The sequence below is a fragment of the Phytohabitans flavus genome (genome assembly GCF_011764545.1).
Taxonomy (GTDB): domain Bacteria; phylum Actinomycetota; class Actinomycetes; order Mycobacteriales; family Micromonosporaceae; genus Phytohabitans; species Phytohabitans flavus.
Genome location: NZ_AP022870.1, coordinates 2,138,050 through 2,164,895, shown reverse-complemented (window position 1 = coordinate 2,164,895; position 26,846 = coordinate 2,138,050). Strand labels below are relative to the sequence as shown.

Annotated in this window: 23 protein-coding genes and 4 pseudogenes; 14 read left to right on the top strand and 13 right to left on the bottom strand. The window is 71.9% G+C overall.

The window, feature by feature from the left end:
* Entirely contained in the window at positions 1-1,125 is a 1,125-nt protein-coding gene (locus tag Pflav_RS09205; protein ID WP_173035365.1) for a low temperature requirement protein A, read from the bottom strand.
* 149 nt (positions 1,126-1,274) lie between these two features.
* Positions 1,275-4,731: pseudogene (gene metH / locus Pflav_RS09200) on the bottom strand (methionine synthase).
* Between the two features lie 170 nt (positions 4,732-4,901).
* Between metH and Pflav_RS09195 the strand changes: the two are divergent.
* Positions 4,902-5,769 (top strand): annotated as a pseudogene (locus tag Pflav_RS09195) (PAC2 family protein).
* A gap of 854 nt (positions 5,770-6,623) precedes the next feature.
* Positions 6,624-7,415: a GntR family transcriptional regulator gene (locus Pflav_RS09190; protein ID WP_173035363.1), complete on the top strand. Its 792-nt coding sequence runs from the start codon at positions 6,624-6,626 to the stop codon at positions 7,413-7,415.
* Between the two features lie 13 nt (positions 7,416-7,428).
* On the opposite strand, the pseudogene mshC reads toward Pflav_RS09190, so the two are convergent.
* The 6 genes and pseudogenes from mshC to Pflav_RS09160 all read right to left on the bottom strand — a co-directional run bounded on the left by mshC (position 7,429) and on the right by Pflav_RS09160 (position 13,004).
* Positions 7,429-8,669, bottom strand: a pseudogene (mshC, locus tag Pflav_RS09185) (cysteine--1-D-myo-inosityl 2-amino-2-deoxy-alpha-D-glucopyranoside ligase).
* Between the two features lie 169 nt (positions 8,670-8,838).
* Positions 8,839-9,657: an SCO1664 family protein gene (locus Pflav_RS09180; protein ID WP_173035362.1), complete on the bottom strand. Its 819-nt coding sequence runs from the start codon at positions 9,655-9,657 to the stop codon at positions 8,839-8,841.
* 11 nt (positions 9,658-9,668) lie between these two features.
* Complete coding sequence (locus Pflav_RS09175; protein ID WP_173035360.1) at positions 9,669-10,253, bottom strand: DUF3090 domain-containing protein; 585 nt, start codon at positions 10,251-10,253, stop codon at positions 9,669-9,671.
* A gap of 42 nt (positions 10,254-10,295) precedes the next feature.
* Complete coding sequence (locus tag Pflav_RS09170; RefSeq protein WP_173035358.1) at positions 10,296-10,997, bottom strand: MSMEG_4193 family putative phosphomutase; 702 nt, start codon at positions 10,995-10,997, stop codon at positions 10,296-10,298.
* Positions 10,998-11,121: 124 nt separating this feature from the next.
* Positions 11,122-11,955 (bottom strand): undecaprenyl-diphosphate phosphatase, encoded by an 834-nt coding sequence (locus tag Pflav_RS09165; RefSeq protein ID WP_173035356.1) that lies wholly within the window; start codon positions 11,953-11,955, stop codon positions 11,122-11,124.
* A complete protein-coding gene (locus tag Pflav_RS09160) occupies positions 11,952-13,004 on the bottom strand; it encodes an LLM class F420-dependent oxidoreductase (RefSeq protein ID WP_173042322.1) in 1,053 nt (350 codons plus the stop codon). The genes Pflav_RS09165 and Pflav_RS09160 overlap by 4 nt, the downstream gene beginning before the upstream one ends.
* A gap of 96 nt (positions 13,005-13,100) precedes the next feature.
* Here Pflav_RS09160 and Pflav_RS09155 point away from each other — a divergent pair, with 96 nt between their 5' ends.
* Together Pflav_RS09155 and Pflav_RS09150 are read left to right on the top strand one after the other, a co-directional pair.
* Complete coding sequence (locus Pflav_RS09155) at positions 13,101-14,072, top strand: aldo/keto reductase (RefSeq protein ID WP_173035354.1); 972 nt, start codon at positions 13,101-13,103, stop codon at positions 14,070-14,072.
* A gap of 33 nt (positions 14,073-14,105) precedes the next feature.
* Positions 14,106-14,303, top strand: coding sequence for a DUF5703 family protein (locus Pflav_RS09150; protein WP_173035352.1), 198 nt, complete (start codon positions 14,106-14,108; stop codon positions 14,301-14,303).
* Positions 14,304-14,323: 20 nt separating this feature from the next.
* Here Pflav_RS09150 and Pflav_RS09145 read toward each other — a convergent pair whose 3' ends face one another.
* The 4 genes from Pflav_RS09145 to Pflav_RS09130 form a co-directional block, all read right to left on the bottom strand.
* On the bottom strand, positions 14,324-14,680 hold the full coding sequence (locus Pflav_RS09145; RefSeq protein WP_269474615.1) for a hypothetical protein: 357 nt from the start codon (positions 14,678-14,680) through the stop codon (positions 14,324-14,326).
* Positions 14,677-15,345, bottom strand: coding sequence for a hypothetical protein (locus Pflav_RS09140; protein ID WP_173035349.1), 669 nt, complete (start codon positions 15,343-15,345; stop codon positions 14,677-14,679). Before Pflav_RS09140 ends, Pflav_RS09145 begins: the two co-directional genes overlap by 4 nt.
* Positions 15,346-15,371: 26 nt before the next feature.
* The gene (locus tag Pflav_RS09135) at positions 15,372-16,676 is read right to left on the bottom strand and encodes a M20/M25/M40 family metallo-hydrolase (RefSeq protein ID WP_173035347.1); all 1,305 of its coding nucleotides are present in this window, start codon (positions 16,674-16,676) and stop codon (positions 15,372-15,374) included.
* A 72-nt stretch (positions 16,677-16,748) separates the two neighbouring features.
* Complete coding sequence (locus Pflav_RS09130; RefSeq protein WP_173035345.1) at positions 16,749-17,639, bottom strand: GDSL-type esterase/lipase family protein; 891 nt, start codon at positions 17,637-17,639, stop codon at positions 16,749-16,751.
* A 156-nt stretch (positions 17,640-17,795) separates the two neighbouring features.
* Here Pflav_RS09130 and Pflav_RS09125 point away from each other — a divergent pair, with 156 nt between their 5' ends.
* The 3 genes from Pflav_RS09125 to Pflav_RS09115 all read left to right on the top strand — a co-directional run bounded on the left by Pflav_RS09125 (position 17,796) and on the right by Pflav_RS09115 (position 21,056).
* The gene (locus tag Pflav_RS09125) at positions 17,796-18,389 is read left to right on the top strand and encodes a hemerythrin domain-containing protein (protein WP_173035343.1); all 594 of its coding nucleotides are present in this window, start codon (positions 17,796-17,798) and stop codon (positions 18,387-18,389) included.
* A 101-nt stretch (positions 18,390-18,490) separates the two neighbouring features.
* Positions 18,491-19,462 (top strand): LysR family transcriptional regulator, encoded by a 972-nt coding sequence (locus Pflav_RS09120; RefSeq protein WP_173035341.1) that lies wholly within the window; start codon positions 18,491-18,493, stop codon positions 19,460-19,462.
* A gap of 127 nt (positions 19,463-19,589) precedes the next feature.
* Positions 19,590-21,056, top strand: a complete 1,467-nt coding sequence (locus Pflav_RS09115; protein ID WP_173035339.1) for a S1 family peptidase — start codon at positions 19,590-19,592, stop codon at positions 21,054-21,056.
* A 47-nt stretch (positions 21,057-21,103) separates the two neighbouring features.
* Here the strand turns inward: Pflav_RS09115 and Pflav_RS09110 are convergent, their stop codons facing one another.
* The gene (locus Pflav_RS09110) at positions 21,104-21,346 is read right to left on the bottom strand and encodes a hypothetical protein (RefSeq protein ID WP_173035337.1); all 243 of its coding nucleotides are present in this window, start codon (positions 21,344-21,346) and stop codon (positions 21,104-21,106) included.
* 101 nt (positions 21,347-21,447) lie between these two features.
* On the opposite strand from Pflav_RS09110, the gene Pflav_RS09105 reads away from it, so the two are divergent.
* From Pflav_RS09105 to Pflav_RS09075, 7 genes and pseudogenes are all read left to right on the top strand, one after another.
* On the top strand, positions 21,448-21,669 hold the full coding sequence (locus Pflav_RS09105; RefSeq protein ID WP_232071143.1) for a hypothetical protein: 222 nt from the start codon (positions 21,448-21,450) through the stop codon (positions 21,667-21,669).
* Complete coding sequence (locus Pflav_RS09100; RefSeq protein ID WP_173035335.1) at positions 21,666-22,037, top strand: PIN domain-containing protein; 372 nt, start codon at positions 21,666-21,668, stop codon at positions 22,035-22,037. Before Pflav_RS09105 ends, Pflav_RS09100 begins: the two co-directional genes overlap by 4 nt.
* A gap of 244 nt (positions 22,038-22,281) precedes the next feature.
* Entirely contained in the window at positions 22,282-22,542 is a 261-nt protein-coding gene (locus Pflav_RS09095; protein WP_173035333.1) for a hypothetical protein, read from the top strand.
* Between the two features lie 7 nt (positions 22,543-22,549).
* The gene (locus tag Pflav_RS09090; RefSeq protein ID WP_173035331.1) at positions 22,550-23,464 is read left to right on the top strand and encodes a hypothetical protein; all 915 of its coding nucleotides are present in this window, start codon (positions 22,550-22,552) and stop codon (positions 23,462-23,464) included.
* Positions 23,457-26,103, top strand: a pseudogene (locus Pflav_RS09085) (FtsK/SpoIIIE domain-containing protein). Before Pflav_RS09090 ends, Pflav_RS09085 begins: the two are co-directional and overlap by 8 nt.
* On the top strand, positions 26,100-26,498 hold the full coding sequence (locus tag Pflav_RS45165; RefSeq protein WP_173035329.1) for a hypothetical protein: 399 nt from the start codon (positions 26,100-26,102) through the stop codon (positions 26,496-26,498). The pseudogene Pflav_RS09085 and the gene Pflav_RS45165 overlap by 4 nt, the downstream one beginning before the upstream one ends.
* The gene (locus tag Pflav_RS09075; RefSeq protein ID WP_173035328.1) at positions 26,489-26,749 is read left to right on the top strand and encodes a hypothetical protein; all 261 of its coding nucleotides are present in this window, start codon (positions 26,489-26,491) and stop codon (positions 26,747-26,749) included. The genes Pflav_RS45165 and Pflav_RS09075 overlap by 10 nt, the downstream gene beginning before the upstream one ends.
* Positions 26,750-26,846: the final 97 nt, after the last annotated feature.

The window sequence follows — 26,846 nt, the reverse complement described above, 5'->3', positions numbered from 1 at the left end:
TCACTCTTCTTCGAGGACCGGCTCGCGGATCAACCGGGCGAATCGCTTGCTGATCCTGGGCAACAGGACGAACGCCAGGATCGCCGCCACCGCCAGGCCGGTGAGGACCGGTGGGAGCACTCCGGCGGCCGGCGTCAGTGCCAGCAGGCCGATCAGCGCGATCACCCGGGCTGGCGACGGTCGGCCCAGCACGAGGAGACCGAACAGGATCCGGCCGAGCATGAACAGGACGGGTCCGACGATGATCACCGCTACCCAGAACCCGTTCGGCTGTTGGAGGGGGTACCGGATCTTCAGGTCGATGCCGGCCGAGCTGACCACGATGCCCAGCAGCATGAGTAGGTGGCAGTCGACCGCCAGCCGCGCGACGCGTGCCTTGTTACCGCTTCGGGCGATCGATTCGGCCAGTCGCTGACCGGCGACCCGGAAGTAGCTCTGCAACAACAGCGCCGTATACACGAACGCCAACGCCAGTGCCGCGCCCCGCAACAGCGTCGTCGGCGAAGCGTCCCACGCCATCCCCATGGTGAGGAACGCGTCGCCCATACCGATCAGCAGGATCTGGCGGTACCGCTCGGCGAGGTGCTCATCGCCGACCTGCCACCGTTCGTGGATCGAGCGGCCCAGCTGTGGCACCGGCGAGCCGGCCGCGGCGCTCTCGTAGTCGATCAGGACCGCCGCCGCCCACAGCGCCACCTGCCACCAGCCGTGCAACGCGGCGCCGACGAACCAGAGGGGTGCGCTGGCCAGGGTCCACAGCAATATCCGCAACGGCGGGCGCTTGGTCGCCTTGCCGCGCTCGGCGACGAGCAGCGCGCTGCTGCGGACGAGGTGCACCCCCACGTAGGCGCCGGCGAACATGAACGCCTGCCCCTCGAACGCGCCTGAGATCGCGACCGCCATGGCGATCACGCCGAAGGTGAGGACCGTGACCAGTACCTGAAGGCCCGGATTCGTGTCGTGGTAGACGTCGGTGATCCACGTGACCACCGTCCAGATCCACCACAGGGCGGCGGTCAAGACCGTGGTCTCGAACATGCCCCGCCAGGACAGGTGGGTCACCAGATAGTGCGAAAGCTGGGTCAACACCAATACGAATGCCAGATCGAAGAACAGCTCCAACACCGTGGCGCGGTTCAACCCGGTTTCGGCTGGCTTCCAGCGTTGGGCGCCGCCTCCCATCACCACGCAGAGGAAGTACCGCCCGGCAATCTACTGAAACACTTGACCAAGCCGGGCGAACTCCAGCTCAGTACGCCCGGCTTAGCCGGTGGTCACTTGGCGTTGAAGTAGTTCGCGTCGGGGTGGTGGACGACGATCGCGTCGGTGGCCTGCTCCGGGACCAGCTGGAACTCCTCCGAGAGCTCCACCCCGATCCGGTCGGCGCCGAGCAGATCCACGATCTTCGCGCGGTCCTCCAGGTCCGGGCAGGCCGGGTACCCGAACGCGTACCGGCAGCCGCGGTAGTCGTTGCGCAGCAGGCCGGCCAGGTCCGCCGGGTCGGTGTCGGCGACCGTGCCGCCGGCCGGGAGGGTGAGCTCGGTGCGGATGCGCTTGTGCCAGTACTCGGCGAGCGCCTCGGTCAGCTGCACCGACAGGCCGTGCACCTCGAGGTAGTCGCGGTACTCGTTGCGGGCGAACAGCTTCGCCGTGTACTCGCTGATCGGCTGCCCCACCGTCACCAGCTGGAGTGCCACGACGTCCAGCCCCTCGGCACGCGGGCGGAAGAAGTCGGCCAGGCAGAGCCGCCGCTCCTGCCGCTGCCGCGGGAACGTGAAGCGGGCGCGCTCGGCGTGCCCGTTTTCGTCCAGGACGACGAGGTCGTTCCCCTCCGAGTAGGCCGGGAAGTAGCCGTAGACCACGGCCGCCTCCAGGACCTTGTCGGAGATCAGGCGGTCCAGCCAGTACCGCAGGCGCGGCCGCCCCTCGGTCTCCACCAGCTCCTCATAGGACGGGCCGGAGCCGCCGCGCGAGCCGCGCAGGCCCCACTGGCCCAGGAACGTGGCCCGCTCGTCCAGCAGCGCCGAGTAGTCCGCCAGCGGGATGCCCCGGATGACGCGGGTGCCGAAGAACGGTGGCGCCGGCACGTCGACGCCGGTCGCCACGTCCGAGCGGACCGAGTCGTCGCTCAGCTCCGGCAGCGACTCGGCGACGACCGTACGCTGCTTCTCCCGGCGCGCCCGGCGGGCCTCGAGGGCGGCTTCGCGGGCCGGGTCGACGACCGGGGCCTCGCCGCGCTTGGCGGCCATCACCCGCTCCATCAGCGACAGCCCTCGAACGCGTCCCGCGCGTAGTGCACCTGGCCGGTGAACATCGAGCGCAGGTCGTCCTCCACGTACGCCCGGGTGAGCGCCGCACCGCCCAGCAGCACCGGCCACCGGCTGGCCACGCCGCGGGTGTCCATCTCCTGGAGGTTTTCCTTCATGATGACGGTGCTCTTGACGAGCAGGCCGGACATGCCGATCGCATCCGCCTGGTGCTGCTCGGCGGCGTCCAGGATCGCGTTGATCGGCTGCTTGATGCCGATGTTGACGACCTCGTACCCGTTGTTGGACAGGATGATGTCCACCAGGTTCTTGCCGATGTCGTGCACGTCGCCGCGGACGGTGGCCAGCACGATGCGGCCCTTGCCGCCGTCGTCGGCCTTGTCCATGTGCGGCTCCAGGTACGCCACCGCGGTCTTCATCACCTCGGCCGACTGGAGCACGAACGGCAGCTGCATCTGGCCCGACCCGAACAGCTCGCCGACCACCTTCATGCCGTCGAGCAGGATGTCGTTGATGATCAGCAACGCCGAGCGGGTGGTCAGCGCCTCGTCCAGGTCGGCCTCCAGGCCGTTGCGCTCGCCGTCGATGATGCGCCGCTTGAGCCGCTCCTCCAGCGGGAGGGCGGCCAGCTCCTGCGCCCGGTTGGCCCGCGCCGAGGCGACGTCCACACCCTCGAACAGCTCGATGAACCGCTGGAGCGGGTCGTAGCCCTCGCGCCGCCGGTCGTACACCAGGTCGAGCGCGACCGACCGCTGCTCCTCCGGGATCTTCGACATCGGCAGGATCTTGCTGGCGTGCACGATCGCGCTGGTCAGCCCCGCCTCGACGCACTCGTGCAGGAACACCGAGTTGAGGACCTGGCGGGCGGCGGCGTTGAGCCCGAAGGAGACGTTCGAGATACCCAGGGTGAAGTTCACGCCGGGGTACAGGCGCGCGATCTCGCGGATCGCCTCGATGGTCTCGATGCCGTCGCGGCGGGTCTCCTCCTGCCCGGTCGAGATCGGGAAGGTGAGGCAGTCGACGAGGATGTCCGGCACCGAGAGGCCCCACCGGCTGGTGAGGTCGTCGATCAGGCGGGAGGCGACCCGCACCTTCCACTCCGCGGTGCGCGCCTGCCCCTCCTCGTCGATGCAGAGCGCCACGACCCCGGCGCCGTGCTCCTTGACGATCGGCATCACCTTCGCGTACCGCGACTCGGGCCCGTCGCCGTCCTCGAAGTTGACGGAGTTGACCACGCAGCGGCCGCCGAGCATCTCCAGCCCCGCCTCGATCACGCCCGGCTCGGTCGAGTCCAGCATGATCGGCAGCGTGGAGGCGGTGGCGAAGCGGGCGGCCAGCTCGCGCATGTCCTGCGCGCCGTCCCGGCCCACGTAGTCGACGCACAGGTCGAGCAGGTGCGAGCCGTCGCGCGCCTGGCCACGGGCGATCTCCACGCACGACTGGTAGTCACCGGCCAGCATCGCGTCGCGGAACGCCTTCGACCCGTTCGCGTTCGTCCGCTCGCCCACCATCAGCACGCTCGCGTCCTGCGCGAACGGCACGTGGTGGTAGATCGACGACACGCCGGCCTCGGTGGTCGGCCGCCGCGGCGCGGCGTGGCCTCCCCGAGTCGCTCCGACACCACGCGAACGTGCTCCGGCGTCGTGCCGCAGCAGCCGCCGATCAGGGAGACGCCGTACTCGTTCACAAACCGGTCCAGCGCCTCGGCCAGCTCGTCCGGGGTCAGCGGGTAGCGGGCGCCGTCGGCGGTGAGCTCGGGCAGGCCGGCATTCGGCATCACGGACAGCGGCACCCGGGCGTGCTGCGACAGGTAGCGCAGGTGCTCGGTCATCTCGGCCGGGCCGGTGGCGCAGTTGAGGCCGATGAGGTCGATGCCGAGCGGCTCCAGCGCGGTGAGCGCAGCGCCGATCTCGCTGCCCAGCAGCATCGTGCCGGTCGTCTCCACGGTCACGTGGCAGATCAGCGGCACGTGCCGGCCGGCCTCGGTGGCCGCTCGCCGTACCCCGATGATCGCGGCCTTGGTCTGTAGGAGGTCCTGGCAGGTCTCGACGATGAGCGCGTCGGCGCCGCCGGCGATGAGGCCGGCCGCGTTCTGCTGGTACGCGTCGCGCAGCGCCGCGTACGGCGCGTGGCCGAGCGTCGGCAGCTTGGTGCCCGGCCCGATCGACCCGAGCACGAACCTCGGCCGCTCCGGCGTCGAGAACCGGTCGGCCGCCTCCCGCGCGATCCGCGCGCCCGCCTCCGACAGCTCGAAGATGCGATGCGGGATGTCGTATTCACCGAGGGCAGCGAGGTTGGCGCCGAACGTGTTGGTCTCGACACAGTCCGACCCGGCTGCGAAGTATGCTTCGTGCACCTCGCGCACCACGTCCGGGCGGGTCACGTTGAGCACTTCGTTGCAGCCCTCGAGACCCTCGAAGTCGTCGTCAATGTCCAGGTCAGCGGCCTGGAGCATCGTGCCCATCGCGCCGTCGGCGATGAGGATGCGGTCAGCGAGCACGTCAAGCAGCGAGTTCGGCACGGTACAAGGTTAGTGCCCCATGCCGCCCGACGGGTTCAGCGGTGTGCGATCCCGGCGCGCCCAGCGGGGAGCGCTGCCGAGTGAGGCCACGCCAAGGCACGTAGGCTGAGAGCGTGACAGAGTTTGACGGCCTGCCAGTACTGCGCGCCCCGTGGCCATCGCCGCGTTCGAGGGGTGGAACGACGCGGCCGACGCGTCCACGGCGGCGGTCGAGCATCTGGAGCAGGTGTGGGAGGCCAGGCAGATCGCGGCGCTCGATCCGGAGGACTTCTACGACTTCCAGGTGAGCCGCCCCACCATCACGATGGCCGACGGCGAGACCCGCCGCATCGAGTGGCCCACCACGCGCTTCATGCGTGCGAACCCGCCCGGTACCGACCGTGATGTCGTGCTGATCCGTGGCATCGAGCCGAGCATGCGCTGGCGCACCTTCTGCGAGCAGGTGCTGGAGCTGTGCCACAGCCTGGAGATCGAGCGGGTGGTGCTGCTGGGCGCACTGCTGGCCGACGTGCCGTACACCCGGCCCCTGCCGATCAGCGGCAGCGCCTCCGACAAGGACGCGGCCGAGCGCTACCGCCTCACCCCCACCCGCTACGACGGCCCGACCGGCATCGTCGGGGTGCTCCAGGACGCGTGCGCACGAGCCGAGGTCGACGCCGTCTCCTTCTGGGTGCACGTGCCGCACTACGCGAACAACCCCCCTGCCCCAAGGCCACCCAGGCGCTGCTGCACCGCGTCGAGGACGTGCTCGACCTGCCGGTACCGATGGCCGACCTGGCCGAGGAGGCGGCCGAGTGGGAGCAGCGGGTGCGGGCCGCGGCCGAGCAGGACGCCGAGCTTGGCGAGTACGTGCGCGAGCTTGAGGAGCGGGTCGGCGACGCCGGCATCCAGCCGCTGACCGGCGACGAGATCGCCCAGGAGTTCGAAAAGTACCTGCGCCGCCGCGGCGGCTCCGCAGGGCCTACGGCCGGCTCCTGGTAGCTCTCCACTTCCAAATCTGAGCTACCGCGACGTCCGCGGTGGTCCGGACCGCTGCTCCCGCGGCCTCACCCTCCGCGCCTGGTCGCGGTTACCCATTTCTTGCCTCCGGCGGGAGCTCTCCGGCCTCCAGGATGGGGGAAGTGCCATCCCGTCGGCCCTCGACCCCATCAAGAGCAGAGCAGACCAACGCCCGGGGCGCCAGCGGCCGTGCCTTCGTTACGGTCCGTCTGTGGTGGCGCCCCGGGCGTTGGCCCGCTCCAAGAGCGAGCGGGTCGAGGGCCGACGGGATGGCACTAAGGGGTGGGTGGGCGCCTGGTGTCGCTGCCGTTGGTGATCTCACTGGTGATCGTTCGCCCGATACCTACACGACACGCCGGCGATGGCGCGGATTCTCGGCGAACGATCATCGGAGCCTGGGGCATCGCCACGTCCGGGCAGATCTTGGTACCGAGCCGCCCCTCTGGAGCCTGTCGCAGAATCGCCAGATTCGCTTGAAATGAGGGTCTCGTTGACCCTCGCCGGCCGCCGTTCGGCGGCCAGCGGCGGACACAGCCGTGTTTTTCTCGACACACGCTGTAGTCGGGCAATTTTGCGACAGGCTCTCTGACGGCCGTTCCGTACCACGATCTGTCCGGACGTGGCGGTGGCCGCGGGCATTTCCTTGATCGGCGCGTACAGCGACGTACCCCGCTGCGTGCGTGGCGAAGAGTTACCCCTCCTGGGGCAATTTCTCGCCACGGACGCCCCAACCACTCACCGATCAAGGCCTCGCCGCCGACATCGGCGCGAGAGGTGGGTGCTGGTCGGCGTGTCTTGCGGTGAGTGGCACAGTGCGTACGGCATCCTAGGAAACTATGAGTATCAACCCCGGGGCGGCTGAGTTTCCGCATCGGCAGATCGCCGCTCAGTTGCGGGAGCGGATTCGGCGCGGGGATTGGGCGCCGGGTGAGCGGCTGCCCAGCATCCCCGCCATCGCGGAGATGTTCGGGGTGGCCAAGCAGACCGTGCAGCGTACCGTCGACCAGCTGCGGGTCGAAGGGCTCCTGATCACCAAGCCGGGCTCCGGGACCTACGTGCGCGGTACCCGCCGCCGCCTCAACCGGCTCTCGCGCGGCCGCTACGGCGCCCACCGCGGCTACCACGCGGACCTGGCCGCACGGTACCGCCAGCACCTCACCGAGGTCGGGCGCGCGCCGGCGCCGCCCGAGGTGGCGGACGCGTTCGGGGTGCGCGACGGCACCGAGCTCGTGGTGCGGCGGTACATCGTGCGCACCGACGACGTGCCGGTCGAGGTGGGTGCGTCGTGGTTCCGGGTGGACGCCGTGGGCGGTACCAGCCTGGAGCGGCGGGAGGCGTTCGGGCGGCCGCTCTACCAGGAGGCCGAGGAGGTGACCGGGCGGCAGTACGTCTCGGCGACGGACACGATCAGCGCCCGCCAGCCCAGCCGCGAAGAGGCCGAGATCCTCCAGATCCGCCCGGACACGCCGGTGCTGCACCTGCTGCACGTCGCGTACGACCGCGACCACAAGCCGATCGAGGTGGCGCAGGCGACGTGGCCGGGGCCGATGACGACGCTGACCGAGGAGTACAAGATCCCGGCGCCGCTGCCGGACCCCGACCCCGACCCGGGACTCGCGCTGGGCTGAGCGAGCCGAACGGCTAGAGACGGACTCCCAGCAGCGCGTCCACCGTCCGCGCCATCAGCTCGGGCGCCGCGCTGTCGTCGCCCGCACCGCCCAGCGCCCGGTCGGCCCAGTCGTCGACCACGGCCAGCGCGCCAGGCGTGTCGAGGTCGTCGGCGACCCTGGCCCGTACCCCCGTCAGAAGGTCGGCCCCCGACGGGCCGGTGGTGACGGCGGCGGCCTCGCGCCACCGGGTCAGGCGCTGTTGTGCGGTCTTGAGCAGGTCGTCGGTCCACTGGCGGTCGGCGCGGTAGTGGTCGGCCAGCAGCGCCAGCCGCACCGCCATCGGGTCGATGCGGTCGGCCCGGAGGCGGGAGACGAAGACGAGGTTGCCCTTGGACTTCGACATCTTCGCGCCGTCGAGGCCGATCATCCCGGCGTGTACGTAGTGGCGGGCGAACGGCGCCTCCCCCGTGAGCGCCTCGGCATGCGCGGCCGAGCACTCGTGGTGCGGGAAGAGCAGGTCGTTGCCGCCGCCCTGTACGTCGATGGTGTTGCCGAGCAGGTCCATCGCGATCGAGGCGCACTCGATGTGCCATCCCGGCCGCCCCGGCCCGAACTGCCCGCCGGGCCACGCCGGCTCACCCTCGCGGGCACCGCGCCACAGCAGCGGGTCGAGGGGTCACGCTTGCCGGCGCGCTCGGGGTCGCCACCGCGCTCGGCGAAGAAGGCGAGCATCTGCTCCCGGGAGAGGTTGGACTCGTACCCGAAGTCGGGCGCGGCGGCGATGTCGAAGTAGACGTCGCCGGTGCCGTCGTCGAGGCGGTACGCGGCGCGGCGGTCGACCAGCGTCGCCACCTTTTCCACGATCGCCGGGATCGACTCGACCGCGCCCACGTAGTACGCCGGCGGGATCATCCGCAGCGACTCCATGTCCTCGCGGAAGAGGGCGGTCTCGCGCATCCCGAGCACGATCCAGTCCTCCCCGTCGCGGGCCGCGCGCTCCAGGAGCGGGTCGTCGATGTCCGTCACGTTCTGCACGTAGGTGACCTCGTGCCCCGCGTCCAGCCAGGCCCGCTGCACCAGGTCGAACGTGATCATGGTGGCGGCGTGGCCCAGGTGCGTCGCGTCGTAGGGCGTGATGCCGCACACGTAGATGGTCCGCGCGCCGGATGGCCCGCCGGTGGGGTGCACGGCACGCCGCGCCGAGTCGAACAACGCGAGCGGCTGGCCGCTGCCCGGCAGCCGCGGCACCTCGTGGCCGGTCCAAGATTCCATGTCGGCCAGCCTATCCAGCGACCGGCGGCCGATCATCGCCGCGAGCCGTCCGCCGCTGGTAAACCGGCCGAACAGCCGAGAACAGCGATTTTGAGCTACCGCGATGTCCGCGGTGGTCCGGACCGCTGCTCCCGCGGCCTCACCCTCCGCTGTGCACGACCCAGGCGGCCTAGATGGGCGGCCAGGGGACCGCGGGCCAGTCCTCCGACGGCCCGGGGAAACGCCCCGTCGCGAGCAGGTCGCCGACCCGCTCCTGGGTGCGCCGGATCTCGGACAGCGTCAGGTGGACCGCCAACTGCTCGCCCAGCGGGCCTTCCAGAGCCGGCACCAGCCGCTCCAGCACCTCGACCGCCTCGTCGGGCAGCCGCTCGCGGGTCCAGCCCCACAGCACCGTGCGCAGCTTGTCGTCGACGTTGAAGCTCACCCCGTGGTCGACGCCGAACACCTGCCCGCCCGCTCCGACCAGCACGTGGCCACCCTTGCGGTCGCCGTTGTTGATGACCGCGTCGAAGACGACCATCCGGGCCAGCCTCGGGTCGTTGGCGTGGGCGAGCGCATAAGCGTTGCCCTCCTCGTCGCGCGCCGACGCGATCCGGAACCACCCGACCGGCAGCTCGAACGCGGGCACGAAGCCCACCACCTGCTCGCCGTCCTCGGGTTCGTCGATCCACAGCTGGCAGGCGCCGGGGCCGAGCGGTCCGTCACGGAGCACGGTGGGCGGGACGAGGCGCCAGCCGGTGGCGCGGGAGACCAGGTAAGCCGAGACCTCCCGCCCAGCCAGCGTGCCGTCCGGAAAGTCCCAGAGCGGCCGCTCGCCGCGCACCGGCTTGTACACACACCGGGCGGTCACCCCGTCGAGGGTGAGGAACCCCCGCAGCGTGGTGTTGGAGGCGTCGACGAGCCGCCCCTCCAGCTCGAACTCCCCGTGCCGCAGCAGCCGCAGCGCGTCACCCTCGTCGAGCACCGGCTGCACATCGAGCCTGGTCATGGCCGGCGAGACTATCGGTGGTAGCCGTTGTGGCGCGGGCAGAGGTGGCCGCGCGGGTCGAGCGGCTGGCCGCACAGCGGGCAGGGTGGCCGCCCAGCCGCGAGCACCCGCCGAGCCCGGTCGATGAACGCCCGCGCCGCGGCCGGCGTCAGCCGCACCCGCAGCCGGTCGAGGTCGTCGTCGGGCTCTTCGTCTTCGTCGTCGTCCTCGGCCAGCTCCGCGTCGCCGCCGAGCTCCACCTCGACCTCCGACTCGCCGGCCGCGATCGCCTCGATCACCACAGTGGCGGTGTCGACGTCATAGGCGAGCCCCAGCGTGCCCACCCGGAACTCCTCGTCCACCGGCGTATCGAGCGGCTCGTTGTCGGAGAGGGCCGCGGGCGCCTCGGGCAGCTCGGCGCCGAACCGCCGGTGCGCCTCGGCGAGCAGCTCCTCCAGCTTTTCGGCCAGCAACGACATCTGCACCTTCTCCAGGGCGACGCTGACCAGCCGGCCACCGCCGCGCGCCTGGAGGAAAAACGTCCGCTCCCCCGGCGGACCCACGGTCCCAGCGACGAACCGCTCCGGCGGCTCGAATGCATGCACCTGGTGGGTCATACTAAGACCCTATCCGTACGGCGGTCGGTCTGTGCAGTGCGTTCAGCCACCGGCCCGGCCACCCACCGTGGCATCCGAGTCCCCGGGGCGCGCGCGGCGTGGACGCCGCCTTTTCGGAGGGATCAGACCGGCCAGGTCGCCGCCGGTGTCGTTGAGGCGGAGCAGAAACGGGCGCGTCGGGGTAAAGCTGATCGCGGTCAGCGACGCCGGGTCGGCCACGATCCGCTGAAACAGATCCAGGTGTACGCCGAGCGCGTCCGCCACGATCGCCTTGATCACGTCGCCGTGGCTGCACGCCAGCCACACCGCCTCCGGCCCGTGCTCGGCGGTGATCCGGGCGTCCCACCCGCGTACCGCCGCGGCCGCCCGCGCCGCCATCGCGGCCATCGCCTCCCCGCCCGGGAAGACGGCCGCGCTCGGGTGCTGCTGCACGACGGGCCACAGTGGATCCTTGGCCAGCTTCTTGAGCGGCTGCCCCTCCCACTCCCCGTACCCGCACTCGATCAGCCCCTCCTCGACCGCGACCTCCGCCGAGGGCAGCGCGATGTCGAGGGTCTGCCGGCACCGGATGAGCGGGCTGGTGACGACGGCGGCGAGCGGTAGCGCCTTGAGCCGCTCGCCCACGGCGGCGGCCTGGGCACGGCCGATCTCGTCCAGCTCCACCGGGCGGCGCCCGGCGAGCCCGCCGTCCGCGTTCGCCGTCGTGCGCCCGTGGCGCAGCAGCAGCACAGTAGCCACGATCACCCACCCTACGACGCGGGCCCGGCGGGTCCGGGGTTGGATCGTGAACCGCGGAGGGCGAGGCCGCGGGAGCGACGGTCCGGACCACCGCGGACGTCGCGGCAGCTCAATCCTGGAATTTGATCGTCTACGTCGCGGTGATCGTGCCGGCCGCGAGCAGGCAGAGCACGAGGCTGCCGAGCGCGACCCGGTACAGCACGAAGGCGTACAGGGTGTGATGCGCGACATACCGCAGGAGCCAGGCGATCGACGCGTAGCCCAGCGCGAACGCGATCAGCGTGGCCACCACCATCTGCGGTACCGATGGGGTGAGGCCCTCACCGCTCTTGTCGAAGACGTCCGGGACGGAGAAGATGCCGGACATCACGACGGCCGGGATGGCCAGCAGGAACGAGTAGCGGGTGGCTGTCTCGCGGGTCAGGTTGAGCAGCAGGCCGGCGGTGACGACGCCGCCCGAGCGGGAGACGCCGGGCACCAGCGCCATCGCCTGGGCGAAGCCCATCACCACGCCGTCCTTCAGCGTGAACTGCTCGATCGTGCGCGCCTTGCGGCCCCAGTACTCGGCGAACGCCAGGATCAGCGCGAACACGATGAGGGTGGTGGAGACGAGGTACAGGTTGCGGGCCGCCGAGCGGATCTGGTCCTTGAAGAGGAAGCCGAGGAGGCCGATCGGGATCGAGCCGATGATCACGTACCAGGCCATGCGGTAGTCCAGTGTGGAGCGCACCGAGCGGTCCCACAGCCCCACGATCCAGGTCTTCGCCAGCCGGAAGATGTCCTTGGCGAAGTAGATCAGTACGGCCGCCTCGGTGCCGAGCTGGGTGACCGCGGTGAACGAGGCGCCCGCGTCTTCGTCGAAGAAGATCGCCGACGTGATCCGCAGGTGCGCCGAGGAGCTGATCGGCAGGAACTCGGTGAGTCCCTGGACGATCCCCAGCACGATCGCCTCGACCCAGGTCATTCACCCACCCCCGCCAGCTCCAGTGCCTCGGCGACCACGCGGAGCGTCTCGATGCCGCTCTCCGCGTCGCCCGCGAAGAGCGAGACGGAGAGGGTGGTGACGCCGGCCTCCGCGTACGCCGTGAGCCGCTCGGCGATCCGCTCCTTCGGCCCGAGCAGGGAGGTGCGGTCGATGAACTCCAGCGGTACCGCCGCGGCCGCGTCCCGGTGCTGCTTGGCCAGGTACAGGTCCTGCACCTCGCGCGCCGCGTCCGCGTAGCCCATCCGGACCGCCAGCTGGTTGTAGTAGTTGGCCTCCCGGCTGCCCATCCCGCCAACGTAGAGCGCGGCGTACCAGCGGACCAACTCGGCGCAGGAGGCGACGTCGTCGCCGACCACCACGGGCACGGTGGGCACCACGTCGAAGCCCTTGAGGTCGAGCCCGGCCTTGGCCCGCCCGGCGGCGACCGTGGCGAGCTGCTCGGCGGCCGCGTCCGGGGCGAAGAAGATCGCCAGCCACCCGTCGGCGATCTCACCGGCCAGCTCGAGGTTCTTCGGGCCGACCGCGGCGAGGTAGATCGGGATCTGCGTGCGCGGCGGGTGGAAGCCCAGCTTGAGCGCCTTGCCGGGGCCGTCGGGCAGGGGCAGGGTGTAGTGCGCGCCCGCGTAGGAGACGGTCTGGCGGGCGATGGCCATCTTGACGATCTCGACGTACTCCCGGGTGCGGGCCAGCGGCTTGCCGAAGGGCACCCCGTGCCACCCCTCGGACACCTGGGGCCCCGACACGCCGAGGCCGAGGCGGAAACGGCCGCCGGAGAGCGAGTCGATCGTGGCGGCAGTCATCGCGGTGGCCGCCGGGGTCCGCGCGGGGATTTGCATGACCGCGCTACCGACATCGATGGTCGAGGTCTGCCCCGCGATCCAGGCCAACGTGCTGGGCGAGTCCGACCCGTAGGCCTCCGCCGCCCACACCACCGAGTACCCCAGCCGCTCGGCCGCCTGTGCCATGGCCAGGTGGTCGGCGGGTGTCGTCCACGCTGTCTGGTACCCCAGAGTCAGTCCTAACCGCACATCTCCCCCAAACACGGTCCCCAACGTGAGTCGCACCAGGTTACGCAATCAGCCCGCGCCTCTGGACAGGGACACCGGACTGAATAAGGTTCACCCATGCAACAGCGACCGCTCGGGCGCAGCGGGCTGGGAGTGTCCCGGCTCGCGCTCGGCACCATGACGTGGGGCCGGGACACCGACGCCGACGACGCGGCCGCTCAGCTCAAGAGTTTCCTCGACGCCGGGGGCAATCTCGTCGACACCGCCGACGTGTACGCGGACGGCGAGGCCGAGGCGGTCATCGGCGCCCTGCTCGACGCGCTGGTCCCGCGCGAAGAGCTGCTGATCGCCACCAAGGCCGGTCTCCGCCCGGGTACCGCCCGCCGCCGCGACGGCTCCCGCGGCCACCTGCTCGGCAGCCTCGACGCCTCGCTGCGCCGGCTCGGCACGGACCACGTCGACCTGTGGCAGGTGCACGGGTACGACACCGAGACCCCGCTCGAGGAGACACTCACCGCGCTCGACCACGCGGTGGCCAGCGGTCGCGTGCGGTACGTCGGCGTCTCCAACTTCTCCGCCTGGCAGACCGCCCGCGCCGCGACCTGGCAGGCCGCGTTCCCCGGGCGGGCGCCGGTCGTGGCCACCCAGATGGAGTACTCGCTGCTGGAACGCGGCGTCGAACGCGAGGTCATCCCCGCCGCCGCCGAGCTCGGGCTGGGCCTGCTGCCCTGGTCGCCGCTGGGGCGCGGGGTGCTGACCGGCAAGTACCGCAACGGGCGCCCGGCCGACTCGCGGGCCGCGTCGGCGCACTTCGAGCCGTTCGTCGCGCCGTACCTGGATCCGCGCTGCTCCAGCATCGTCGAGGCGGTGGTCACGGCCGCGGGCGGGCTCGGCGTGTCGCCGCTGGAGGTCGCGCTGGCCTGGGTGCGGGACCGGCCCGGCGTGGTCGCACCCATCCTCGGCGCCCGCACGGTCGGCCAGCTGCTCGGCGCGCTGGCGGTGGAGCAGATGGTGCTGCCCGCCGAGATCACCCAGGCACTTGACGACGTGTCGTCGATCCCATTCGGTTATCCAGAACGGGAAGGCTAGCGGTACATCACGAGCGTGTGCAGGATGGGTCGCATGGACTACGAATACGCGCCGCTACGGTTACCGTCAAATGTCGACCGGCTGACCGCGGCAGCGCAGCTGGCGATCCAGGCCGAATTCTCCGGTTGGGAGCTCGCGCGGGTGCGGCTCTTCCGCGACGGCACCCGGCAGGTCGTGCTCCGCCGGCGGGTGGCGAGCCCGAGCCCGCCTCAGCCCGGCCTGTCGTACTAGCTAGCTCTTCACAAGCGCGTTCACCAGCGCGCTCGCTTTTCACAAAGCGCGTTCACCAGCGCGGCGAGTGAGGGCCCGGGGTCGAAGTCCGGGTCCGGATAGGCCAGCTGGTGGAGGGTCAGCGCCTCCACCTGGTTGCCTAGATACCGTACGTCGCGCTCCGGGTCGGCCGAGCCGGCCGCGCGCATCAATCCGGTACCCCAGGCGCGCACATCCGCGGCGGCTTCCGCCAGCTTGCGCCGCAGCGGCGGCCGGATCGCCGCCTCCACCAGGATCGCGAAGCGGGCCAGGGTCAATGTCCGCCGCTCACAGGGCCTCCACGCGGAAACGGCGCGGCGTCCGGGGTGGGCACCCCGGACGCCGCGTGCGACGCTCAGGACGAGTGCTCGACCTCGTCGTCCATGGGCATGAACGGGTGCTCGTCCAGCCGGCCGACCAGGCGGTCCTCCGGGCCGGGCGCGAAGGGGCCCGTGGCGTCCTCCTCGCCGTACGACTCGAGGTCCAGCGGGGTGGCGACCTCGGACACCATCACGACGCCGTCCAGCGGCTCCAGCTCGGGGATGTCCAGCGCGCCCAGCGAACCGTCGCCGGCCTGGAGGAGCTCCAGCACCGCCTCGCCGACGGACTCGACCGGCTCGGCCTCCTCCTCGTCCTCCGGCAGGCCGGAGCGGCGGGCCGCCTCGGCCACGCGGATCAGCGCGGCCATGCTGGGCACGCGGTAGTCGCGGCGCTGGCGCACCGAGACGACGTGCGGGTGCGGGTCTTCGGGCTCGTTGCCGTCGACACCGCCCAGGCCCACGCCGAACCGCTCGTCGGCCTCGTCCGGGTCGATCGACTCGACGTCCCATGGTGTGACCTCGCCGAACGCGTCGAGCAGCAGCTCGTCGTACTCGTAGGAGGCGTTGTTGAGCGTGACGTACGCCTGCCAGACATCGTCGTCGTCGATACGGCCCTCGGCCGCCTTGACGGCGGCGAGGTGGCCGCGCGCGGCTTCGATCACCCGCTCGAGAGCGGCGTCCAGCTCCGCGTGCTGGTCGGTCATGGTGAGGAGGGTCCCTTCAGCGGGTTTCAGGAGTTACGCATGAAACGGTCGAGTACACGCACGCCGAACTGTAGTCCCTCCACCGGGACCCGCTCGTCAATGCCATGGAACAGCGCGGAAAAGTTCAGATCGGGCGGGAGCTGGAGCGGCGCGAAGCCGAAACAGCGGATGCCGAGCCGCTGGAAGGCCTTGGCATCGGTACCGCCGGACAGCATGTACGGCACCGGCCGCGCGCCCGGGTCCTCGGCCCGCAGCGCCGCCGCCATCGCGTCGACGAGCGCGCCGTCGAACGTGGTCTCGAGCGCCGGCTGCCGCTGCACGTGCTCGATCTCCAGGTCGGGGCCGATCACCTCGCGCAGCTGCTCCAGGAAGAGGTCGGCCTGGCCGGGCAGCGTACGGCAGTCGATGGTCGCCGACGCGCGGCTGGGGATCACGTTGTCCTTGTACCCGGCGTCGAGGCGGGTCGGGTTGGCGGTGTTGCGGATCGTGGCGCCGATGAGGTTGGCGATCGGGCCGAGCTTGGCGATCGCGATCTCCGGGTCGTCCGTGTCGAGCTCGATGCCGAGCGCGTCGGAGAGGTGCTCGAGGAACGCCCGTACCGTCGGGGTCATCACGACCGGGAAGCGGTGCTGCCCCACCCGGGCGACCGCCTCGGCGAGCGCGGTGACCGCGTTGTCGTCGTGCACCATCGAGCCGTGGCCGGGGCGGCCGCGGGCGTGCAGCCGCAGCCAGTTGATCCCCTTCTCGGCGGTCTCCACGAGGTAGAGGCGCACGTCCTTGCTGACCGTGTACGAGAAGCCGCCGACCTCGCCCACCGCCTCGGTGCAGCCGTCGAGCAGGTCGCGGTGCTTGTCGACGAGGAAGTGCGCGCCGTACTCGCCGCCGGCCTCCTCGTCGGCCGTGAACGCGAGCACGATGTCCCGGGGCGGCCGCACGCCGGTACGGGCCCAGTCGCGCACGACGGCGAGGACCATCGCGTCGAAGTCCTTCATGTCGATCGCGCCCCGCCCCCACAGGAAGCCGTCGCTGATCTCGCCGCCGAACGGGTGCGCCGTCCACTCGTCGGCCTCCGCCGGCACGACGTCCAGATGGCCGTGTACGAGCAGCGCGTCGCGGCTCGGGTCGGTGCCCTCGATGCGGGTCACGACGCTGGCCCGGCCGGGCGCCGACTCGTAGATCTCGGCGGCGATGCCGACCTCGTCGAGCTTGGCCGCCACGTACTCGGCGGCGGCCCGCTCGCCGGCGCTCGTGGCGTTGTCCCCGGTGTTCGTCGTATCGATGCGCAGAAGGTCGCGGCAGATCTCCACGACCTCGTCGACGGGTGTGCTCATGGGCCACTTCATATCAGTCCCCGGCGCTCTGGCCGAGCGCCGGGGACTGGGGCTGCCACTGGGACGCGTCCGCTAGACCAGTGCCGGAGTCCAGGCGAAGCCGGCTGCCCAGCTCGTCGAGGCGAGCACCGTCTGGCCGGCGGTGTTCGGGTGGAAGTAGTCCCAGCCGGACACCTGCGAGAGGGCGAACGGGTAGTTGAAGACCGCGCCGCCGTCGTACTTGCACAGCGACCCGTACGCCGCGCACGCCGCCGCGAGCTGCCCGTTGTAGTCCGCGACCCGCTGCCGCACCCGGTCGCGGCGGGCCACGTCGGCGGCCGCGGTCGAGGTGGGGTTGGCCAGGAGGGACTGGCAGATGCCGAACAGCGACCAGGCGCTGCGGGCCAGGAAGTCGCCCTTGCCGACCTCCCACAGCCGCTTGACGTCCGGGATGCTCATGATGAACACCCGCGCGCCGGGCCGGCCGGCCTTCAGCCGGGCCAGGGCGGTGTTGATGTGCCCGCGGTACGTGGCAACCGGCGTCATCGTGGCCTCGCTGCTCGTGCACGCGTCGTTGGCACCGATCAGCACGGTCACGTAGTCGACGTTCTGGCTGACCGCGAGGTCGATCTGGCCGGGCAGGTCGGCGGCGGCGGCGCCGGTCTCGGCGTTGTTGAAGTTGCGCCCGTTGATGGCCGGGTTGGCCGCCAGGATGCGCCGGTAGTGGGCGTTCACGCCGGTGTCGGTACCGGTGCTGAACGAGCGCGAGGGGCAGTCGACGTAGAAGCCGCAGGCGTTGAAGCCGCGGGTGATGGAGTCGCCGGTGCTCGCCATCGAGGACGGGAACGGGTCGGCGGCGGCCGCCGGCGCGGCGACGCCGAGCGTGGCGGCGAGGGTGGCCGCGACAGTGGCCGCGAGCGTGCTTAGCAGGCGGAACCTGGGCAGTGCCCGAGATTTGGGCAGCGTGCGGCGCGGGAGTGACATGAGTGAGCCTCCGGGACGCGGGGTGACCAAGTTGCAGGGGGTGATCAGACCGTAATCTGTGTGTCACATCGGTGGCAATGGTTATGAGGCGTGTCCTAGCAAAAGCCCCACAACAGGCTGTTTTCAAAAACACGCCCACGGGGTACCAGTGCGCCCGTGACCTTCGGCCTGCCGCCCCTGCCCCCGGCCCCGGGTACCACCGCCGGCCGCCCCGCCGGGGACGTACTCGGCGACGAGCACCGCCTGCTCGCCGCGCTCTGCACCGCCCTCGCCGAGCCGGGCCTGCCGCCCCGCCGCCGGCGCGACCTCGCCGACGTGCTGGCCGCGACCGCCACCCGCCACCTGTCCGCCGAGGCCCAGTACCTGTATCCGGCCGTGCGTTCAGCCGTACCCGACGGGGCCGCCCTCGCGGACCGGGAGATCGCCGCGACGCGCGAGCTGCTCGCGGCGCTGCGGACCGGCGAGGGCCGGGAGGAGAAGCTGCGGCGGCACGCGTTCGCGACCGCGGACCTCCTGGACCGGCTCGCCGCGGCGGCGTCCACTGAGGATCTCGTGCGGCTCGGCAACCGGATCGAGACCGCCGAGGAGGCGGCACCCACGCGGCCGCACCCGGGCGCGCCGACCACCGCACCTTTGAACAAGATCACCGATCCCGCGATCGGCCTGCTCGACCGGCTGCGGGACGCGGTCACCGGGCGCCCTACGCGGCAGGAATGCCTTTACCAGCGGTACTCCACTCGGCTTTTTTGATCACCCCGTTCACCATTCGGTTACATTGAACCTGGCCTTTGGGGGAGCTTTCACAAGCCGAAGGTCTTCCGAGGATCCCACGTTGGTCCTACCGTCACGCTATGAACCTGGAGTTGCGGCACCTCAAGGTGGTCGTCGCGATCGCGGAGACAGGCAGCGTTACGAAGGCTGCCTCGCAGCTGGGGCTGGCACAACCGGCACTCACGGCACAGCTCCAGCGCATTGAACGAACCCTCGGCGGCCCGCTCTTCGAGCGCGACCGGCGGGGTGCGCGCCCGACCGCCCTCGGCGAGCTTGTGCTGGCCCGGGCCCGGGTGTTGCTGCCGGCGATGAAAGGGCTGCAGGACGAGGCGGCCCGGCTCGCCGGCACGGGGGATGTGATGACCCGCTACCGGGTCGGCGGGGCGAACAGCCCGATCGTCGGCGGCCTGGTGCACCGGCTGGCAGCCGCGCAGCCGGAGGCGCAGATCAGCACCTACGCCTCGTGGTACGCGGACGAGCTGGCCCAGATGGTGCTCGGCGGGCGGCTCGACTACGTACTCGTGGGGGTCTGCGGCGACTCCGCGCCCTCGGCGGCGCACGGCCTGGCCTGGCGTGTGGTCTCGGTGGACGCGGTGTTCGTCATGCTGCCCACCGCGCACCCGCTCGCCACGTCCGACGAGGTCGACCTGGCCGACCTGGCGGAGGCCCAGTGGGTGGCGGCGCCCGGTGACGGCTGCTTCGGCGACTGCTTCGCCGCGGCGTGCGCGCGCTCCGGGTTCACGCCGCGAAAGGTGTACGAGACAGACATCCGTGGATGTATCGACATGGTCGAGTCGGGCGAGGCGGTGGCGCTGTGCCAGGCCACGTTCCGCCCGGTCACCGGCCTGGTGACCCGACCGATCGCCGGCGCTCCCCTGCGCTGGCGACTGCTGCTCGGCTGGCACCCCGAGGCCCTCGCGGCGAAGTTCGCCGACGACGTCCTCTGCCACGCGGTCGCCGCGTACGAGGACATGGTCGGCCGTAACCCCGTCTACCAGCGCTGGCTCAGCGACAACCCCCCGTTCGGCGCCCAGCAGGTCGCCCCCATCTGACCTCCCGCACAAGCGGCCCTCCTGGGGACCACGCGGCGCGGTATTACCCACCTGATATCTGCCGTGATCCATTAAACGGCCGTTAGGGTCCCGCCGTACGACTCTTCCAACCCCCAGGAGAGCCCAAATGAATCGAAGACTCGCCATGCTGGCGGCGGCGTTGCTGCTGCCCGTGGGTGCTGTCGCGCTCCAGGCCGCCCCGGCGGCCGCGGCGCCCGCACCCGCCACGCCCGCCGGCAGCGCCGCCTCGGCGGAGATGCTCGGCGCGATGCAGCGCGACCTCGGCCTCACCGCGGACGAGGCGCGGGCCCGGCTGGCCCGCGAGGACAAGGCCGGCCGGACCGACGCCCGGCTGCGCAAGCAGCTCGGCGCCGCGTACGGTGGCGCGTACCTGACGGCCGGCGCCACGTCGCTGGTCGTCGCGGTCACCGACAAGGCGCACGCCGCGAAGGTCACCGCCGCCGGTGCCACCGCCAAGGTGGTCACCCGCAGCGAGGCCCAGCTCGACGCGGTCAAGTCCACCCTGGACCGGAGCGCCGCCAAGGCGCCGGCCGCTTCGGTGCCCGGCTGGTACGTCGACGTCGTCACCAACACCGTCGTCGTGCTCGCCCGGGGCGACGCCGCCGCGGCCCGCGCGTTCGCGGCCACGGCCAAGTCCAGCGCGGTACGGGTGGTCGCCAGCAACGAGACCCCGGTGCCCCTCTACGACGTGCGCGGCGGCGACGCGTACTACATGGGTGGGCGCTGCTCGGTCGGCTTCTCGGTGTCGGGCGGCTTCGTCACCGCCGGCCACTGTGGCACGACCGGCACCGCGACCCAGGGGTTCAACCAGGTCGCGCAGGGCACGTTCCGCGGCTCCTCGTTCCCGGGCAACGACTACGCCTGGGTGCAGGTCAACTCCAACTGGACGCCGCAGCCGTGGGTGAACAACTACGCGGGCGGCAACGTGACGGTCGCCGGCTCCACCGAGGCCGCCGTGGGCGCGTCGATCTGCCGCTCCGGCTCCACCACCGGCTGGCACTGCGGCACGATCTCGGCCAAGAACCAGACGGTGAACTACTCGCAGGGCAGCGTCATGGGCCTGACCCGTACCAACGTCTGCGCCGAGCCGGGCGACTCGGGCGGCTCGTGGCTCTCCGGCCAGCAGGCGCAGGGTGTCACCTCCGGCGGCTCGGGCAACTGCACCTCCGGCGGCACCACGTACTTCCAGCCGGTGAACGAGATCCTCACCGCGTACGGCCTCACGCTCACCACCAGCGGTGGCGGCAACCCGCCGCCGACCGGGTGCACCGGGCACGAGTTCACCCGTAGCGGCTCGATCTCCAACGGCGCCAGCGTGTTCCAGCCGGACAACAGCTACTACTACTCGTCCGTCTCCGGTGCGCACCGGGCCTGCCTCGACGGCCCGTCGGGTGTGGACTTCGACCTGTACCTGCAGAAGTGGAACGGCAGCGCCTGGGCCGACGTGGCCGCCGGCACCACGCCCAACCCGGACGAGACCGTGAACTACAGCGGCACCGCCGGCTACTACCGGTGGGAAGTGCACGCGTACAGCGGCTCGGGCAGCTACACGCTCGGCTTCACCAACCCGTAAACAATAGAGAAAAGTCACCGGGGCGGGCCACGTGCCCGCCCCGGTTCCTACTGTCTGGGGTGGCTGATCGCGTAGTTGGCGTACGCCTCCGGCAGCGTCGGATCGGCGCTCTCCGGCGGGCTCGGGAGGGTGACCATCACCCCGAGCTCGGAGAGGCGCGTCGCCAGCGCCAGCGGTATCTGGTAGCTGCCGGCCACCGCCGCCTTGATCGTGGCCCGTTCGTCGTCGTCGGCCTCGCGGTCCCACCACCGCGCGAATCGGTCGAGCTCCTGGTCGCGGTTGTCCGCCACAAGATCACCCCCAAGGGTTCATCGTCCCACCGCGGAACTTTGCCGGCAGGCGACCGCGCCAAACACGTGTGCTCCGCGCCGTTATCCGATATCAAGGCGGAGTGAGTGACGACGACATCCTGCGGCGGGCGCGGCGCACGGCCGAGCTGCACACCGGGGCGGTACGAGACATGGAGCGGTTCGTCGAGGGCTACACCGGTACGCCGGACGCGGCCACCCTCGCCGAGTACGCGGCCCTGCTGGCCCGCGAGGAGTCCACCCGCGCCGACCGGCAGGACCTGCTGGCCGCGCTCGGTCTGGAGGCCCCGAGCGTCGAGTCGTGACGCTCCTCGTGGTCGACGGGGCGAACGTGGTCGGCTCCCGCCCGGACGGCTGGTGGCGCGACCGGGCCGGGGCCGCCGAGCGCCTGCGCGACGCCCTCCTCCCCCTCGCCGCGGACGGCCTGGGCGACCTGCCGCCGCCGCTGGAGGTGGTGCTCGTCGTCGAGGGCCGGGCGCGCGGTGTCCGGGGCGCCGGCACCGTACGCGTGGTGGCCGCACCCGGGTCCGGCGACGACACGATCGTCGACCTCGTCGCGGCGGCCCGCCCCCGGCACACCGTCGTGGTCACCGCCGACCGAGGGCTGCGGGAGCGCGTCCAGGCGCTGGGCGCGGAGGTCGTCGGCCCCCGCGCGCTGAGCCCCGCGTATTAGATCACTCATTCTCATTCGCGTTCGGTGAAGAGGGCCGAGTGCCTACGGGGCGCTACCGTCACTGGCGGGCCATTCTGCCGATCACGTGGGACGTCGTCACACACCGCGTGCGACGCGCCGGCGGATATTTGGCTCAGCGTAGTCATTCGTTCGCGCTGAGCGGCAAAACGGTAGGGGGTCGCGAAGCGGGCATCCGGTTTACCGTGATGGAATATGTCCTCCCCCGCCCCCCAGGAGGTCCCGCGTGGCCAGCGTCGCCGAGGTCAAGTCGGCAATCGATGCCGCGATCCAACAGGTGAGCGAGGGACAGGCCGCGGTGCACGCGGCCAGTGAGAAGCTCGCCGAGGCGCAGCAGAGCCTCGCGGTCGCGCTCGACGGCAGCGGCCACGACGCGGTCAGCACCGCGCACGCCTCCCTGCAGCAGGCCACGCAGGAGCTGGAAGAGTGCCTCGCCGCCACGATGGCCGCGGTCGAGCAGGCACAGATGTACTCCGCCGCGCTGTAGCCCTGCCATGTCCCTCGTGCAGGAGCTTGGTGCCCTGGTCCGCGCGACATCGGACGACCTGCCGATCGGCCAGGTCGCGGTCGCGGTCGAGCGGCTGCGCGCCGCCGGCGAGCTGCTCATGTGGGTACGGCAGGAGTCGACCGACCCGATCGGTGTGCCGCGGCTGGCCGGCGCGATGGAGCACGCCGAGCAGGCCGGCCAGGCGCTGCGGGTGGCGCAGGACGCGCTGCTGACGTACGTGACCGCGCTCGGCCTCGGCCACGACGGCACGCGGGGTCCGGAGAGCGCCTGGCGCACCGCCTTGGAGACCCCGGACGGCGAGCGGCCGGCGGAGCCCGCACCAGACGGCGAGGAGCCGCCCGAGCTCGGGCGCTGGTGGTCGGCGCGGGTCGCCGAGCTGACCGGCCACGGCAGACCGGCCGCGCGGCGCGACTCGGCCGCCTCGGAGGGCCCGGACCTGCTGCGCCGGGTCGCCGCGGGCGTACGGGCCGAAGACCGCGACCGGCTGCACCGCGAGCTGGGCGGCGTCGAGGCGCCGATCGGGCTGGGCCTGTCCGCGATCACCCCGCCGGTGCTGTTCCGCCTCGCCGGCGACCTGCTGCGCCACCAGCCGCGCGCCGAGGACCTGCCGGTGCTCACCAAGCAGATCGAGCCCCGGGTGCGCGAGCTGCTGCCCGGCCTCCCCCCGGACATCCTGGACATCCAGCTGCGCCGGATCTGCCGGGTACCGATCGACCGCAAGGACAAGGACAAGGACGAAAAGGACAAGAAGGACGACGACGCGCCGCCGCCGCACCCGGCCGACTTCGCGGTGACCGGCAGCGTGGTCACCGGCATCCTGCTGCGGCTGCTCGACCGCGAGCCGGACTCGCTCGACCCGGAGGCGCCGGAGCCCGTACCCGACCCGGAGACCCATGCCTGACGTCCGCACATCGGTCGTCGAGTCGATCCGCGTCGCGTTGTCCCGCGCCCGCGCGTCCGCCCGCGCCGACCAGGACGCCGCCAAGGCCGACCTCGCCGCGGCGCAGGCCCGCCTGGACCGGGTGCGGCTGGCGGCCGCCCAGCGCCCCGCCCGCGCCGCCGCCGAACGCGACAGCCGGCTGGCCGACCTCGACGCGGCGCACACCGCCACCCTCGCCGACCTGGCTCGCCAGGCGTCCCTCGCCAGCACGATGCGCGCGCCGGGCGCCGCCGGGGAGCCGTGGGAGAGCTGGCACCCCACGCCGGCCGTCCAGGGCGAGCCACCGGACCTGCTGCGCATCGGCGAGGTGCGCATCCCCCGCGCCGGTACCACCCCGGCGCTCGTCCCGCTCCTCGACCACGGGCACGTCACGCTTGTCGACAACGTCCAGGTCGGCGGCGACGCCGTCGTGGCCGGCCTCCTGCTGCGCGCGCTCGGCCGCACCGCACACGGGCAGATCGAGATCACCGGGTACGACCCGGAGCGGCTCGGCGGTGGCCTGGCCGGCTTCGCGCCGCTGGCCCCGGCGGGGCTGCTCAGGTTCGTCGGGCCGGGTGGCCTCACCCCGCTGCTGAACGAGCTCGTCGACAACATCCGGCGGATCAACGAGACGGTGCTCGCCGGTGACTACACCTCGCTCGCCGAGATGGCCGAGCGCACCGGCCGCCGCCCGGAGCCGTGGCGGGTCGCGGTGCTGCTCGGCGGCGACGAGCCGTCCCGCCACGAGCGGGCCCAGCTGGAGCGGATCCTGCGCACCGGCGCGGCCTGCGGCGTACACCTGATCGTGCGCGGCATCAGCGTCGGGTCGCACAAGGACGTGCAGGTCATCCGGGTGGACGGCGAGCGCGCGACGGTCTCCGGGTACGGGGCGCTGCCGGTGTACCTCGACGAAGCCCCGCCGGCCGAGCTGGTCACCGCCACCTGCCGCAAGATCGCCGGCCAGGTGTCGATCGGCCCCGCTCCCGCGGTCTTCGCCAACCTGATCCCCGGCAAGATGTGGACCGAGCGCTCGGCGGGCGGCCTCACCGCACCGGTCGGCGACAGCCCCGAGGGGCGGCCGGTGGACGTGACGCTGGCCGACTACCCGCCGCACGCGCTGATCGCCGGCCCGTCCGGTACCGGGAAGACGAACCTCATCTACGCGTGGATGGGCGCGCTCGCCTCCCGGTACTCCCCGGACGAGCTCGCCTTCTACCTGCTCGACTTCAAGGAGGGGGTGTCGTTCGCCCGGTTCGCGCCGGGGCGGCGGGACCCGAGCTGGCTGCCCCACGTACGGCTGGTCGGCGTCAACGTCAACACGGACCGCGAGTTCGGGCTGGCGCTGCTCCGCTTCCTCGGCGACGAGCTGCGCCGCCGGGCGGACGCGGCCAAGGAGCACGAGGTCACCAAGCTCTCCGAGCTGCGCCACGAGGACCCGAAGGGGCACTGGCCGCGGATCGTGGCGGTGATCGACGAGTTCCAGATCCTGCTCACCGGCCGCGACGCCCTCGCCCAGGAGGCGGCCACGCTGCTGGAGGACCTGGCCCGGCGCGGCCGCTCGCAGGGCATCCACCTGATCCTCGCCTCGCAGGACGTATCCGGCATCGAGGCGCTGTGGGGGCGGCCGGCGCTCGTCGCCCAGTTCACGCTCCGGATCGCGCTGCCGAAGGCCCGCCGCATCCTGCACGAGGCCAACCTCGCCGCCGAGACGCTCCCCGGCACCACGCGGTGGTCAACGCCGACTCCGGGGCGCCGGACGCGAACCGCATCGTGCGCATCCCCGCGGCCAGCGACCGTCGCGTGTGGAGCGAGCTTCAGCACCGGCTGTGGCAGGACCGGCCGGCATGGCTGGGCGCCCCCCGCCTCTTCGACGGCGACGCGGTACCCCGGCTCGCGGAGGCACCCGACTTCGCGAAGCTGGCGCCGAGCGCGGCCGACTCGGCCCCGGTGGCGCTGCTCGGCGAGTCGATCGACGTGCGGGCCTACTCCGCCCGCCTGCCGCTCACCCGCTCGCCCGGCCGCAACCTGGCCGTGCTCGGTACCCGGGTGGACGAGGCGTGCGCGGTGCTCGCCGCCGCCGCCCGCTCCCTCGCCCGGCAGCACGCCGACGGCGACGCCCGCTTCTCGGTCGCCTGCCTGGACCCGGACGCCGCGGCCACCGCCGCGTCGCTCCGCGCCGACCTGCCCGTCGACACCGGCTGGTACGACGTGGAGGGCCTGGCCGCGCTCCTGCCCTCGCTCAACCCGGACGGCCTCCGGCCGCATTACCTCATCCTCTTCGCCGTCGACGCCGCCGCCTCCCGCCTGGCGGTCAAGACGGGCGGCCAGTCCGGCCACGACCACCTGCGCCGCGTCCTCAACACCGGTCCGGAGCGCCGCACCCACGTACTCGGCTGGTGGCGTGGCGTCAGCCGGCTCCGCGACGACCTGGGCGGCGTCGGCTCGCGCACGGACTCGATCGGTGCCTGGGTGGCGCTGGACGTGCAGGGCGCCGACCTGACCAGCTTCGTCCCCCAGCAGGGCGGGCCGGCCTGGTACCCCCGGCCGTGGCGCGCGCTCTACTTCGACCGTGCCCGCCACCGCACCCGGAGATCCTCATCCCGTACGGACTGGGCGGATGACGTACCACGAGGCGATCACCAAGCTGGCCGAGACGTACGCGGCGGTCGACGCGCAGCGCATCGAGGCCGACGAGTGGTACGAGCGCCAGGTCGCCGCCGCGACCCGGGCCGCACGCGAGGCCGCGGCCGCCGTCGAGGCCGCGCAGGAGACCCTCACCGCCGCCAGTGACCTTGTCGAACGGATCGACGACCAGGCCGAGGAGGTGTGGCGGACGACGGTACGGCGGCTCGGCGCGCCCGCCGCCCGCTACGGCGGCTCGCCCCTTCCGGCGCCGCTTCAGTCCGGCGAGGAGTACAACCCGCACCAGATGATCGACGCTGCCTCCGACCTGCTCGACCAGAGCTGGCGGCCGGGTCGCATGCCCAGTCGGCGTTGCCCTGGCTGGTGCTGCTGAGCGCGACCGGGGCCGCGGTCGCGTTCAGCATCCGCGAGGCCATCTTCTGGGTCGGCCGTTCGTACGGCGGTGATCTCGCGGTGGGCCTGCCCGTGCTCGCGCTGGTGGTGACGCTCGTCGCCCCGTTCGTGGGGCTGTGGCCCGCCAAGGTCGTCGCCGACCGCCGCCACGTGGCACTCGACGCCACCACGATCGCGGTCGTACTGGCGGCCGGCGTCGCCACAACGGTCATACTCGCCCTGCTTACCTAGAGGATCTGTTCCAAGGCAAAGATTTGGGCTACCGCGATGTCCGCGGTGGTCCGGACCGCTGCTCCCGCGGCCTCACCCTCCGCGACCTCCGGCGCGA